Raw genomic sequence first — 13338 nt, 5'->3', positions numbered from 1 at the left:
ATCCCTTCGAACACGTCTGCCAGGCGTAGAGGAGCCAGCAACGATGCCGTCCCCGCAATATGCCGACCAGACCGTCAGACACGCCATTGCCCAGCCTCGGATCGCTATCGAAGCGCTACAGCCGCTCATTGAAGGCGGCCGCTTCGCCAGCAAATGCCTGAGCGGCCGGCCGTTGCCGGTCAGTGCGGTGATATTCAGCGATGGCCATGAGCAACTGGCCGCCGACCTGCTGTGGCGCGCCAATGGCGAAGCCACCTGGCAGCGCACGCCGATGCGGGCCCTGGGCAATGATCGCTGGAGCGCAGAGCTGTGTATCGAGCAGCAGGGCCGCGGTGAATTCGCCATCGAAGCCTGGCTGGACGTTTACGCCAGCTTCCGCCAGGAGCTGGTGAAGAAGCTCGGCGCCAGCGTGCCGGTGGAACTCGAACTGCAGGAGGGCGCGCAGCTGGTCCGGCGTATCGCCGCACAGGCCCCGGACGGATTGCGTACCGAGCTGGCGTCGCTGATCGAACGCATGGAGGCCTCGCAATCGCAGACCGAGCGCGAAGCGGTGCTGATCGATCCTTCGGTCAACGAGCTGATGCGCCGCGCCGAATATCGTCCGCACCTGCTGCGTACACCCAACTACCCGTTGGATGTCGAGCGCCGCCTGGCCGAGTTCGCCAGCTGGTACGAGCTGTTTCCCCGTTCGCTGGGCGACGAGCAGCGCCACGGCAGCTTCGCCGACGTGCATGCGCGCATCCCGGAGATCGCCCGGATGGGCTTCGACGTGCTGTATTTCCCGCCCATCCATCCCATCGGCCGCAGCCATCGCAAGGGGCCGAACAACAGCCTCAAGGCCGGCCCGAACGACCCTGGCAGCCCCTATGCCATCGGCAGCGAGGAGGGCGGTCACGAGTCCGTGCACCCGCAGCTCGGCAGCCTCGAGGATTTTCGCCAGCTGGTGCGCGTTGCACGAGATCACGGCCTGGAGGTGGCGCTGGATTTTGCCGTGCAGTGCTCGCCCGATCACCCCTGGCTCGAGCAGCACCCCGGCTGGTTCAGTTGGCGCCCGGACGGCAGCATTCGCCATGCCGAGAATCCGCCGAAGAAGTACGAGGACATCGTCAACGTCGAGTTCTACGCCGAAGCGGCCATGCCCGACCTGTGGCTGGCATTGCGCGATGTGGTAATGGGCTGGGTGGAGCAGGGCGTGACGCTGTTTCGCGTCGACAACCCGCACACCAAACCGATGCCGTTCTGGGAGTGGCTGATCGCCGATGTGCGTGAACGCCACCCCGAGGTGATCTTCCTCTCCGAGGCTTTCACCCGCCCGGCGATGATGGCGCGCCTGGGCAAGCTAGGATTCAGCCAGAGCTACACCTACTTCACCTGGCGCAACACCAAGGCCGAGCTGCAGAGCTACCTGACTGAGCTGAACCAGGCGCCCTGGCGCGATTGCTACCGACCGAACTTCTTCGTCAACACACCGGATATCAATCCCTATTTCCTGCAGCGCAGCGGCCGGCCCGGCTTTCTCATCCGCGCCGCGCTGGCGACCATGGGCTCCGGGCTGTGGGGCATGTATTCGGGCTTCGAGCTGTGCGAGGCCGAGCCGGTGCCGGGCAAGGAGGAGTACTTCGATTCGGAGAAATACCAGCTGCGCCCGCGCGACTACCAGGCGCCCGGCAACATCAACGCCGAGATCGCCCGGCTCAACCAGATTCGCCGCGAGAATCCGGCGTTGCAGACCCACCTGGGCTTCCAGGCCTACACCGCGTGGAACGACAACATTCTCTATTTCGGCAAGCGCACGGCTGATCTGAGCAACTTCATTCTGATCGCCGTCAGCCTCGATCCGCATCATGCCCAGGAAGCGCACTTCGAACTGCCGCTGTGGGAGCTGGGTCTGCCAGACGATGCCTCGCTGGCTGGTGAAGACCTGATGAACGGCCACTGCTGGACCTGGCACGGCAAGGTGCAGTGGATGCGCATCGAACCCTGGCACCTGCCTTTCGGTATCTGGCGAATCCAGACCGCCCGCTGAACAACGGAGTAGCACCATGGCCAAGCGCAGCGCCGGCAAGACCTTTCTCAACGACCCGCAGTGGTACAAGGATGCAGTTATCTATCAGGTCCACGTGAAGTCCTTCTTCGATGCCAACAACGATGGCATCGGCGACTTCCAGGGCCTGATCGACAAGCTCGACTATATCGCCGAACTGGGGGTGAACACCCTCTGGCTGCTGCCGTTCTACCCCTCGCCACGGCGCGACGACGGCTATGACATCGCCAAGTACAACGATGTCCATCCGGACTATGGCAGCCTGGCCGACGCCCGCCGTTTCATCGCCGAGGCGCACCGGCGCGGCCTGCGCGTGATCACCGAGTTGGTGATCAACCACACCTCGGACCAGCACCCCTGGTTCCAGCGTGCTCGCCGGGCGAAGAAGGGCTCCAAGGCGCGCGACTATTACGTCTGGTCCGACAGCGACGAGAAATACGCCGGCACGCGGATCATCTTCATCGACAGCGAGAAGTCCAACTGGACCTGGGACGCCGTGGCCGGCCAGTACTTCTGGCACCGCTTCTACTCGCACCAGCCGGACCTCAATTTCGACAATCCCAAGGTGCTCGAAGCCGTGCTCGGGGTGATGCGCTTCTGGCTCGACATGGGCGTCGATGGCCTACGCCTGGACGCCATTCCGTACCTGATCGAGCGTGACGGCACCAGCAGCGAGAACCTGCCCGAGACACACGCCGTGCTCAAGCGCATCCGCGCCGAACTGGATGCGCGCTACCCGGATCGCTTGCTGCTGGCCGAGGCCAACCAGTGGCCGGAGGACACCCGACCTTACTTCGGTGAAGACGACGAATGTCATATGGCCTTCCATTTCCCGCTGATGCCGCGCATGTACATGGCCATCGCCCAGGAAGACCGCTTTCCGATCACCGACATCCTGCGCCAGACGCCGGAGATTCCGCCCAATTGCCAGTGGGCCATCTTCCTGCGCAACCACGATGAGCTGACCCTGGAAATGGTCACCGACGACGAGCGCGACTACCTGTGGAACTACTACGCCGCCGACAGTCGCGCACGGATCAACCTCGGCATTCGCCGGCGCCTGGCGCCCCTGGTAGGGCGTGACCGGCGACGCATCGAGCTGCTCAACAGCCTGCTGCTGTCGATGCCCGGCACGCCGACCCTGTACTACGGCGACGAGATCGGCATGGGCGACAACATTTACCTCGGCGATCGCGATGGCGTGCGTACGCCGATGCAGTGGTCGGTGGACCGCAACGGTGGCTTTTCCCGTGCTGACCCGGCCAGCCTGGTGCTGCCGCCGATCATGGACCCGCTGTACGGCTACCAGACCATCAACGTCGAGGCGCAGGCGCGCGACCCGCATTCGCTGCTCAACTGGACGCGGCGTATGCTCGCCATCCGCAACCAGCACAAGGCCTTTGGCCGTGGCACGCTAACGATGCTGACGCCGAGCAACCGGCGCATCCTGGCCTACCTGCGCGTGCATCGCGGCGAGGACGGCAGCGAGCAGCAGATCCTCTGCGTGGCCAACCTGTCCAGTGCGGCCCAGGCCGTCGAGCTGGAACTGGCCGACTACCGCGACCGGGTGCCGGTGGAAATGATCGGCGGCGCCTCGTTCCCACCCATTGGCCAGCTCACCTACCTGCTGACGTTGCCGCCGTATGGTTTCTACTGGTTCTACCTGGCCGACGCCTCGCAGATGCCCAGCTGGCACCTGAAACCGGTGGAGCGTATGCCGGAGCTACAGACCCTGGTGCTGGGTCGCACCCTGAGCGAAGTGATGGACGGGCGCGCGCGGCAGACGCTGGAGCGCGAGTCGCTGCCGCTGTATCTGCCCAAGCGCCGCTGGTTCGCGGGTGAACAGCGCCCGGCCGTCAGCGTGTTGTACGTGATGCCGCTTGGCGACGACGCCAACGCGCCGCTGCTGGCCGAGGTTCAGGTGACGGGGGGGGGCGGCGTCGAGCATTACCGCCTGCCGCTGGCGGCCGTGCCGGAACGCGCCGAGGGTAACGATCTACCACAGCAACTGTCGCTGGCCCGGCTGCGCCGGGGTCGCCATGTGGAGCTGCTGACCGATGCCTTCAGCCTGCCGCAGTTCAGCCAGCAGGTTCTGCGCCTGCTGCGTGAGCAGGCAGTGCTGCGCAGCGCTGGCGGCGAATTGCAGTTCCGCGCCGAGGCGGCGCTGCTGGCGCTCGAAGGTATCGACGAGAACGACTTCAAGCTGCTCTCCGCAGAGCAGTCCAACAGCTCGGCGCTGATCGGAGGGCAGGTGCTGCTCAAGCTACTGCGTCGCGGCTTCGCCGGTATCCACCCGGAAGTGGAGATGGGGCGTTTTCTGACCGATCACGGCTACGCCAACGTCGCACCATTTCTTGGCGAAGTGGTGCGGGTCGACGAGCAAGGCCAGCCCCATACACTGATGGTGATGCAACGTTATCTGGACAATCAGGGCGACGCCTGGCAATGGACGCTCAACACCCTCGACCGCGCCATCCGCGATCAGTTGGCCGGCGGTACCGCCGATCCGGATGTCGATGCGTTGGGCGAACTGCAACAGTTCGCCGGCGTGCTCGGCAAACGCGTCGGCGAGATGCACGCGGTACTGGCGCGGCCGGTTGAGAATCCGGACTTCGGTTATCAGCTCAGCGGCGAGCGCGACAGCGCCCACTGGGCCAAATCCATCACGGCGCAGCTGCAGGAAGCCTTGCAGGCTCTGGCTCGTCAGCGGGACGCCCTGAGCCCGGCGACAGCCGAACAGGCCGACTGGCTGCTGGCCAGGGAGAAATCCTTGCTGGAAGCCGTCACCCGCCTGGCAACGCAGGCGGCAGGTGGCCTGCGCATACGGGTGCATGGCGACCTTCACCTGGGCCAGGTCCTGGTGGTGCAGGGCGATGCCTACATCATCGACTTCGAGGGCGAGCCCAACCGCTCGCTGGAGGAGCGCCGCCAGCGCCACAGTCCGTTCAAGGACGTTGCCGGCATGCTGCGCTCCTTCGACTACGCGGCCGCGGTAGCCCAGCGCAACGCCGGCGGCGTGGAAGGCGCGGCGGACGCCCAGCAGGTAGTTCGCGACGTGGTGTCACGCTACCGCGAGCAAGCGTGCAGTGCCTTTCTCGATGCCTATCGTCTGGCCGCCAACGGCCTGCCCCACGAATGGCACGAACGCGAAGGCGAGGGCGCCGCCCTCGACCTGTTCTGCCTGGAAAAGGCTGTCTATGAAATCGTCTACGAAAGCGGCCACCGCCCCGACTGGATCGATGTCCCGTTGCAGGGGCTGGTGGATCTCGCTAACCAATTGCTAGGAGTGCGACCTTGAATCAGAACAGAGTGCAGCGCCTGCAGCGCGCCGAAGATGGCGATCCGTTCAGCTTCCTTGGTCCTCACCCGCAGGGCGACGAGAGCCTGGTGCGAGTCTGGCTGCCCGGTGCCGACGCGGTGGACCTGCTGGCCAGCGACGGCTCGCCGCTGGGGCGCATGCACTGCAGCGACCCGCAGGGCCTGTTCGAATTGCAGCTGCCCCAGGCGCAGCGCTACCGCCTGCGCATCCACTGGCCGGGTAGCGTGCAGGAAACGGAAGATCCCTATGCCTTCGGCCCGCTGCTGGGTGATACCGACCTCTACCTGTTCGCCGAAGGCAACCACCGTCAGCTGTGGCGCTGCCTGGGCTCGGCACCGATGGAGCATGAAGGCGTGCCTGGGGTGCGCTTCGCCGTCTGGGCGCCCAATGCGCGGCGGGTGTCGGTGGTTGGCGACTTCAACAGCTGGGACGGGCGCCGCCACCCCATGCGTTTGCGCTACCCGGCGGGCGTGTGGGAGCTGTTCATCCCGAGGCTGCAGCCCGGCGAATGCTACAAATACGAAATTCTCGGTGAGCACGGTGTGCTGCCGCTGCGCGCAGACCCCATGGCGCAAGCCACCGAGGTACCGCCGGCCACCGCCTCGAAGGTGCCACAGGATGAAGCCTTTGCCTGGCAGGACCAGCAGTGGATGAGCGAACGCCAGCAACGCCATGCTCCGCAGGCACCGCTGGCGATCTACGAGCTGCATGCCGGCTCCTGGCAATGGCATAACGATCATGCACCCGACTGGGACGAGCTGGCAGAACGGCTGATTCCCTACGTGCAGGACCTGGGCTTCACCCATATCGAACTGATGCCGATCATGGAGCACCCGTTCGGCGGTTCCTGGGGTTACCAGCCGCTGTCGATGTTCGCGCCCACCTCACGCTTCGGCAGCCCGCAACGCTTCGCTGCCTTCGTCGATCGCTGCCACCGCGCCGGCATCGGCGTGATTCTCGACTGGGTGCCGGGGCATTTCCCCAACGATGCCCACGGCCTGGCCGAGTTCGACGGCACCGCGCTTTACGAGTACGCGCACCCGTTCGAGGGTTTTCACCCGGACTGGAACACCTGCATCTACAACCTCGGCCGCACTGAGGTGCACGGTTTCATGCTGGCCAGCGCGCTGTACTGGTTGCGCGAGTACCACGTCGACGGCCTACGCGTGGATGCGGTGGCGTCGATGCTCTATCGCGATTATTCGCGTGAAGCGGGGCAGTGGATTCCCAACCGCCACGGCGGGCGCGAGAACCTGGAGGCTATCGAATTCCTCCAGCATCTCAACGAGGTGGTGCGCAACGAAGTGCCCGACGCGTTGATGATCGCCGAGGAATCCACCGCCTGGCCTGGCGTCAGTCGCCCGGTGCAGCAAGGCGGCCTGGGCTTCAGCCACAAATGGAACATGGGCTGGATGAACGACAGCCTGAGCTATATCCAGCAGGACCCGATGTACCGCCTGCACCATCACCACCAGATCACCTTCGGCCTGCATTACGCCTTCTCCGAGCGCTTTATCCTGCCGATCTCCCATGACGAGGTGGTGCACGGCAAACGCTCGCTGCTCGGGCGCATGCCCGGTGATCGCTGGCAGCAATTCGCCAACCTGCGCCTGTTCCTCGCCCTGATGTGGAGCCACCCGGGCAAGAAGCTGCTGTTCATGGGCTGCGAGTTCGGCCAGTGGGGCGAGTGGAACCACGACCAGCAACTGGACTGGTACCTGCTGCAGTATCCGGAGCATGCGGCTGCCCAGGCGCTGGTACGCGAGCTGAATCGCCTGTACCGCGAAGAGCCGGCGTTGCACCGCCTCGATGACCAGGACAGCGGTTTTCAATGGCTGGTCGGCGATGACGCACGCAACAGCGTGTTCGCCTGGCTGCGCGAGGGCGGCGAGGGCAGTGCACCGCTGCTGGTGGTGCACAACTTCACCCCGCAGGTGCTCGACGGCTATCGCATTGGCGTGCCGCACACCGGCCGCTGGCAGGTGCTGCTCAACAGCGATGAACGTCGCTGGAGCGGTTCGGGTGCCGGCACGCAGGGGGAGCTGCACAGCGAGCAACTGGCCGCTCATGGCCAGTCCGGTTCGTTGAATCTGCAATTGCCGCCGTTGGCGACGCTGATTCTGCGTCCGGCGCAATAAACGTCGCCGCTGAAGCGCCTCGCACGAAGGGCGAGGTGCGCTTTGGAGTGATGATTCTGGTCCAGCCAAATCCATAGTGGGAGAGGTTTAGCCTATCGCGGCTAAAGCCCCTCCCACAGAGGATCGGGTCAATTCGCGGAAGTCACGCCGCGCAGCACGGTGTCGTTGGCCATCCGGCTGTGACCGGAGGCGATATTGCCCAGCGAAACGATGCCGACCAGGCGTTTTTCGCGGTTGAGCACCGGCAAGCGGCGCAGCTTGATATCGGCCATGTTCGCGGCCACATGCTCGATGTCCTCGTCGTCGAAGCAATAGCGCACATCGCTGCTCATCACCTGGCGCACCGGTGTGCTGCCGTCCAGGCCAGCGGCAACGGCACGTACGGCAATGTCGCGGTCGGTAATCATGCCGATCAGACGGTCGCCTTCGTTGATCAGCAGTGCGCCGCTGTCGATATCGGCCATCAGCGTGGCGGCCTCGCGAATGCTGCGCTCAGGTTGGAGGGTGCGGACGTTGCGGGTCATGATTTTGCTGATTTTCATCGGTGTCTCCTTTTGCAGGCTGAGTAGGCGAATGCCCAGAACGAACCGCGTCATCGAAGGCTCAACGATTCAGGAATAGCGCACCAGGTGATGCGGGTAATCGCCTACCCGCGCGCCCACCACCATTTCGCTGACCCAATCGATCAGGATGCGCGTATAGGCTTGCTGATGACGGTCCTCACTGAGCCCATGGTCGGCACCGGCCATGGTGCGATGGGTCAGCGAGTGCGCCTTGTCGAAGGCATTGCGGTAGCTCATCAGAGTGGTGTGCGGGACGAAGTCGTCATGCTCGGACTCCACCAGCAGCACGTCGCCGCGAAATTCGCAGCAGGCAGCGAGCGCCAGATTGTCCTGCGCGCGCTGCGGCGTGCGCCGGTACTCGGCCAACCGTGCAACGTCCAGTTGGCGCTTGGGCAACTGCCACTGCGCGTCCCAATACAGCGCCGGCACGCGCAGGGCCAGCCAGCGCACCGGACGCCGCACGCTGAGCAAGGTAGCGAGGTAGCCGCCGTAGCTGGTACCGATCACTGCGATGCATTCGGGGTCGACCGCTTCGTGCTCGGCCAGCAGGTCGTAGGCAGCGAGAATGTCGGCCAGGTTGTCTTCGCGCGATACGCGCTCCTGCGCCTCGACGTTGCGTTCGTGCCCACGCAGGTCGAAGGTCAGGCACACACAGCCCAGCCCCGCGATACCACGGGCGCGTGCCAGGTCGCGTTGCTGGCTGCCGCCCCAGCCGTGCACGAAAAGCACGCCGGGGACCTTGTTCGGTGGGGTTAGTAGAGTTCCGGCGATGTGCTGGTCACCCACCAGAATGTCCAGGCTCTGGCTGCAGGCACTCATAACGGCCCCACCTTGACGTACTTGGCCAGTGGGCCGTCCTCGCTGTCCTGTCCCTGATACAGGCAGATCGAGTCTGGCGGCGGTGGTGCGTCCCGATAGTATTCATGGGTCGAGGCCTCCAGCGTGTGCAACTGCGGGTTCTTGATGAACGCTTCCAGGGCGAAGATTTCCGCCGCGCTGGCCCCGCCGACGCGCCAGGATTGCTCCAGCACGCCACTGCGTGTCTGCCCTCGCGCGTTCAGTCCCTGAGCCACGTCGTAGTTGCGCCGCGATGCCTGAATCGACGGGTACACCTCCAGCGCTGCCAGCTCGAAGATGCGCGCCTGCTGCACGGCCAGGCGCACGGCGCGCGGCAAGTCGAGGGTCATCTGCGCGGAGTAGTCACCGCGCACCAGCGTCAGGCGCGAGCCACCGTAGACCTGGTTACCCTGGCCATCCTCGGTCAATTGCTGGGTGCCGTGGTAGCTCAAGGTGACGCCCGCCACCCGGATCTGGCCAACGCTGTAGGTAGTGGGCTGCTGCAGGTCCTCCTCCAGCACCAGGCCCTGTTCCCTCACATGCTGCTCATCCAGTGCGGCCAGGACATTGTCCAGCTCATCAGGCGAGCGCACGACCTGCTGGCCTCGACCGCCGGTGCCGTCCACCGGTTTCAGGCGAATCGGCCCGGCGCGCAACAGCTGTTGTCCGGCCTCGGCAGCGTCTTCCAGGGCGAAGACGCTGAAGCCCTGCAAGGTGACGCCCTCGATCTGCCGGGCGAACCGCTCGGACCAGCCCACAGGCAAATGGCGAGGAGCGTCGAGGGCAGGGTGACTGATGGCCTTGGTGGCCAGAAAGGCATGTTCGAGCAGGCCGCCGAAGAAATCGTCCGGCCCGCCGATGCCCAGCGCGCTGACATCGCCGATCAGGGTGTCCTCTGGCAGGAAATAGTGGCGCCCGCGAATCTGCGTGCCCGGCTGATGCGGGCCGAGGAAGGGGCAGCCGAGCAGGGCGGCGAGTCTCTCGCCGAGCTGACGCTGCACCATGCGTTCATGGGCCATGTGCTGAGCGGTGCCCGGAAGCAAAAGCAGGCCTTTGTATGCGCCCATCATTTGTCCCGCCAGGTGCCGCCAGAGTTTTCACAGTCGATGCGCACCTGCTTGAGGTCGCCGACTCGGTAGTAGTGGGTGAGCACCTTGGCCTCGTTGGGCACGACGGGGCGCGCCTCGCCGCGATCGTCGTCGCCGGAGCGGTAGTTGGTCAGGGTTTCCTGGGTCAGCGCCGCTTCGCAACTGCCCAGCTTGGCCTCGGCACAACTGGCGACCTTGCGTTGCTCGCTGTTGATCATGTCGCCGGTTGCGTTATTGCACGACCAATCGATGGCGCCCTTGTCCATGCCGGTGAACTCGTAGCAGAACTCCTGTTCGACCTCCGCAATGGCATCGCTGGATGCGCTGGCACTGACGTAGCAGGCCTCGGCCAACGCGTCGCCGGTCGCTAACGCGCCGACCAGAAGGCCGGGAATGATGGCTCGCATGATGATCTCCTCGACAATGGCGTTCATGAGTTGTGAGGGTAGCCGCCAAGTCGAAGTTCAGGCTTTTTGATCAATGGGGCGCAGGCAGAAAAACCCTGAACTCATCAGTGCTGAGAAGGCCACAAAGAAAAGCCGAACCCATCGTTTCGGCTGTAATCGACGCGCGCGCGTGAGGGGATCGATATGAGCGAATCGCACAGCGAGGCCGGGAGTGCCGTAGCAGCGTTCAAGGCGGCCATCCTGGCCAAGCTGCGTTACGCCGTGGGCAAGGACCCGAGCACAGCTTTCGACCATGACTGGTTCGAGGCGCTGGCGCTGGCCACGCGCGACCATATGATCGACCGCTGGGAAGAGTCCTCCGCCCAGGTCGAGCGCCAGGGCGCCAAACGCGTTTATTACCTATCCCTGGAGTTTCTGATCGGCCGCTTGCTGGTGGACAACCTGAGCAACCTTGGCTTGCTCGACGTGGCGCGCCAGGCCATGGCCGAACTCGGTGTGGAGATGGAACGCATCCGTGAGGTCGAGCCAGACGCGGCGCTCGGTAATGGCGGGCTAGGGCGTCTGGCCGCCTGTTTCATGGAAAGTATGGCAACCCTGCGTTTGGCCGCTCACGGCTACGGCATTCGTTATGAACACGGGCTGTTTCGCCAGGCGATCGTCGATGGTTGGCAGGCCGAGCAGACCGAAACCTGGCTGGATTTTGGCAATCCCTGGGAGTTCGAACGCCCGGAAGTGGCGTATCGCATTGGCTTTGGCGGGGGCGTGGAGACCCTGGACGATGGTGCAGGCGGCACACGCCAGCATTGGCATCCGCAGGAGAGGGTGCGTGCCATCGCCTACGACACACCGGTGGTGGGTTGGCGCGGCGCCTCGGTCAATACCCTGCGGCTGTGGCGTGCGCGTGCCGAGGAAAACCTGCAGCTGGATCGTTTCAATGCCGGCGATCACTTCGGCGCGGTGGCCGGCGAGGTCCGCGCGGAGAGTATTTCGCGGGTGCTCTATCCAGCCGACGATACCGAGGCAGGGCAGGAGCTGCGCCTGCGTCAGGAATACTTTCTGGTTTCCGCCTCGCTGCAGGACCTGATCGAGCGCCATCTGCGCCTGCACCAGGACCTGCACAGCCTGGCGCAGCAGGTGGCGATCCAACTCAACGACACCCACCCGGCCATCGCCGTGGTCGAGCTGATGCGCCTGCTGGTGGACGAGCATCGTATGCCTTGGGCACAGGCCTGGCAGCTGACGGTGGCCACCACCGCCTACACCAACCATACGCTGCTGCCGGAGGCGCTGGAATCATGGCCGGTTTCATTGATGGAGCGCCTGCTGCCACGGCATCTGCAGATCATCTACCTGATCAACGCCGAACATATCGATGCGCTGCGCGCCAAGGACATCCATGACTTCCGCCTGCTGCGCGCGGTGTCGCTGATCGAGGAAGACCACGGCCGTCGCGTGCGCATGGGTAACCTGGCGTTCCTCGGTGCGCACAGCATCAACGGCGTTTCAGCGCTGCACACGCGGCTGATGCGCGACACGGTGTTTCGCGACCTTCATCGGCTCTATCCCGATCGAGTCAACAACAAGACCAATGGCGTGACCTTTCGCCGCTGGTTGTTCCAGGTCAATCCGGGATTGACGCATCTGCTCGTCGACGCGCTGGGCGAGCAGGTTCTGCATCGCCCCGAGGATCATCTGCAGGCGCTGGAACCTTTCGCCGAACGCCAGGATTTTCGCGACGAATATGCGCTCTGCCGCCAGCGCAACAAGGAAGCGCTGGCCGCACGGGTCCGGCAACTGCTGGGGATCAGCCTCGACACCACGGCCATCTTCGATGTGCACGTCAAACGCATCCACGAGTACAAGCGTCAGTTGCTCAACCTGCTGCACACCGTGGCTCTCTACCAGGCCATCCGCAACGATCCGACCACCGATTGGGTGCCGCGGGTGAAGATTTTCGCCGGTAAGGCGGCGGCCAGTTATCGCCAGGCCAAGCTGATCATCAAGCTGGCCAACGACATCAGCCGCACCATCAATGGTGACCCGACCGTACGGGGGCTGCTCAAGGTGGTGTTCATCCCCAACTACAACGTCAGCCTGGCCGAGACCATCATTCCTGCAGCCGACCTTTCCGAGCAGATTTCCACCGCCGGGCTGGAAGCTTCCGGCACCAGCAACATGAAGTTCGCCCTAAATGGCGCGCTGACCATTGGCACGCTGGACGGCGCCAATGTGGAAATGTGCGAGCGGGTCGGTGAAGAGAACCTGTTCATCTTCGGCATGACCGCCCAGCAGGTTGCCGCCCGGCAGCGCCAGGGCCTGGAGATGAGCGATGTGGTGGCAGATTCGGAACGACTGGAAGCCGCCCTTGGCGCCATTCGCGGCGGTGTATTCTCGCCGGACGATCCGGCGCGCTACGTGGGGTTGGTGGATGCGTTGCTGTACGAGGACCGTTTTATGGTCTGCGCCGACTTCGATGCCTACTGGAAGGCGCAGCGCCAGGTCGATCAACGCTGGCAGCGGCCCGAACAATGGTGGCGTTCGGCGGTGCTGAATACCGCGCGGATGGGCTGGTTCTCATCCGATCGCACCATCGCCGAATATGCCAAAGATATCTGGCAGGTGCCGCTGCCGCAGCGTGAGGGAGACTAGGCGCGGCCTGTTCAACCTCTTGCAGCGACCCACTGCAAGAGGTTGAACAGGCTTTCAGCGCTGTACGCGGTGCGCAGGCGTGCTGCCACCTTTCTTCGGATGCAGGATGCGCGTGACCTGAACGTCGGTGAACTCGTTGGGCCATTCGAAGGTGTGCAGGGCACTGAGGTAGAAGCGTGCCTGGTCCGGCGTGAGCTGCTCGCGCTCCGACTCGACTTCGACGCTGTGGGGTTGGTTGTGCAGGATGTAGCTGATCAGATGCAGTGGCTTGGCCATGCGAGGCCTCCGTTTTT

General features: G+C 64.3%; 9 protein-coding genes. 4 read left to right on the top strand and 5 right to left on the bottom strand.

What is annotated here, in order from left to right:
- Positions 1-43 precede the first annotated feature (43 nt).
- From CDO35_RS09515 to glgB, 3 genes are read left to right on the top strand one after another with little or no spacing between them, the layout of a single operon-like run.
- Positions 44-2026, top strand: coding sequence for an alpha-1,4-glucan--maltose-1-phosphate maltosyltransferase (locus CDO35_RS09515; protein WP_099524189.1), 1983 nt, complete (start codon positions 44-46; stop codon positions 2024-2026).
- Positions 2027-2042: 16 nt separating this feature from the next.
- Positions 2043-5342 (top strand): maltose alpha-D-glucosyltransferase, encoded by a 3300-nt coding sequence (treS, locus tag CDO35_RS09510; RefSeq protein ID WP_099524187.1) that lies wholly within the window; start codon positions 2043-2045, stop codon positions 5340-5342.
- Positions 5339-7501 (top strand): 1,4-alpha-glucan branching protein GlgB, encoded by a 2163-nt coding sequence (gene glgB / locus CDO35_RS09505; protein WP_099524185.1) that lies wholly within the window; start codon positions 5339-5341, stop codon positions 7499-7501. Before treS ends, glgB begins: the two co-directional genes overlap by 4 nt.
- A gap of 128 nt (positions 7502-7629) precedes the next feature.
- Here glgB and CDO35_RS09500 read toward each other — a convergent pair whose 3' ends face one another.
- From CDO35_RS09500 to CDO35_RS09485, 4 genes are all read right to left on the bottom strand, one after another.
- Positions 7630-8043, bottom strand: a complete 414-nt coding sequence (locus tag CDO35_RS09500) for a CBS domain-containing protein (protein WP_099524183.1) — start codon at positions 8041-8043, stop codon at positions 7630-7632.
- Positions 8044-8112: 69 nt separating this feature from the next.
- The gene (locus CDO35_RS09495; RefSeq protein WP_099524180.1) at positions 8113-8883 is read right to left on the bottom strand and encodes an alpha/beta hydrolase family protein; all 771 of its coding nucleotides are present in this window, start codon (positions 8881-8883) and stop codon (positions 8113-8115) included.
- Positions 8880-9968 carry a DUF3182 family protein gene (locus CDO35_RS09490; RefSeq protein WP_099524574.1) on the bottom strand — a complete coding sequence of 363 codons (1089 nt, stop codon included), beginning with the start codon at positions 9966-9968 and terminating at the stop codon, positions 8880-8882. Before CDO35_RS09490 ends, CDO35_RS09495 begins: the two co-directional genes overlap by 4 nt.
- The gene (locus CDO35_RS09485; protein WP_243699064.1) at positions 9968-10396 is read right to left on the bottom strand and encodes a hypothetical protein; all 429 of its coding nucleotides are present in this window, start codon (positions 10394-10396) and stop codon (positions 9968-9970) included. The genes CDO35_RS09490 and CDO35_RS09485 overlap by 1 nt, the downstream gene beginning before the upstream one ends.
- Before the next feature lie 183 nt (positions 10397-10579).
- Here CDO35_RS09485 and CDO35_RS09480 point away from each other — a divergent pair, with 183 nt between their 5' ends.
- Positions 10580-13045, top strand: a complete 2466-nt coding sequence (locus tag CDO35_RS09480) for a glycogen/starch/alpha-glucan phosphorylase (RefSeq protein ID WP_099524176.1) — start codon at positions 10580-10582, stop codon at positions 13043-13045.
- A 54-nt stretch (positions 13046-13099) separates the two neighbouring features.
- Here the strand turns inward: CDO35_RS09480 and CDO35_RS09475 are convergent, their stop codons facing one another.
- Positions 13100-13321: a hypothetical protein gene (locus CDO35_RS09475; protein ID WP_099524173.1), complete on the bottom strand. Its 222-nt coding sequence runs from the start codon at positions 13319-13321 to the stop codon at positions 13100-13102.
- Positions 13322-13338 lie beyond the last annotated feature (17 nt).

Origin of the sequence: Pseudomonas sediminis (assembly GCF_002741105.1) — a bacterium.
GTDB lineage: Bacteria > Pseudomonadota > Gammaproteobacteria > Pseudomonadales > Pseudomonadaceae > Aquipseudomonas > Aquipseudomonas sediminis.
This window is presented reverse-complemented; position numbering and strand designations above follow the sequence as displayed.

Bases quoted from the DNA above. Each gene is read 5' to 3' on its own strand.
- CDO35_RS09475 (WP_099524173.1), bottom strand. From the start codon at position 13,321: ATGGCCAAGCCACTGCATCTGATCAGCTACATCCTGCACAACCAACCC.
- CDO35_RS09485 (WP_243699064.1), bottom strand. From the start codon at position 10,396: ATGCGAGCCATCATTCCCGGCCTTCTGGTCGGCGCGTTAGCGACCGGC.
- treS (WP_099524187.1), top strand. From the start codon at position 2,043: ATGGCCAAGCGCAGCGCCGGCAAGACCTTTCTCAACGACCCGCAGTGG.
- CDO35_RS09515 (WP_099524189.1), top strand. From the start codon at position 44: ATGCCGTCCCCGCAATATGCCGACCAGACCGTCAGACACGCCATTGCC.
- CDO35_RS09480 (WP_099524176.1), top strand. From the start codon at position 10,580: ATGAGCGAATCGCACAGCGAGGCCGGGAGTGCCGTAGCAGCGTTCAAG.
- CDO35_RS09490 (WP_099524574.1), bottom strand. From the start codon at position 9,968: ATGGGCGCATACAAAGGCCTGCTTTTGCTTCCGGGCACCGCTCAGCAC.
- CDO35_RS09500 (WP_099524183.1), bottom strand. From the start codon at position 8,043: ATGAAAATCAGCAAAATCATGACCCGCAACGTCCGCACCCTCCAACCT.
- CDO35_RS09495 (WP_099524180.1), bottom strand. From the start codon at position 8,883: ATGAGTGCCTGCAGCCAGAGCCTGGACATTCTGGTGGGTGACCAGCAC.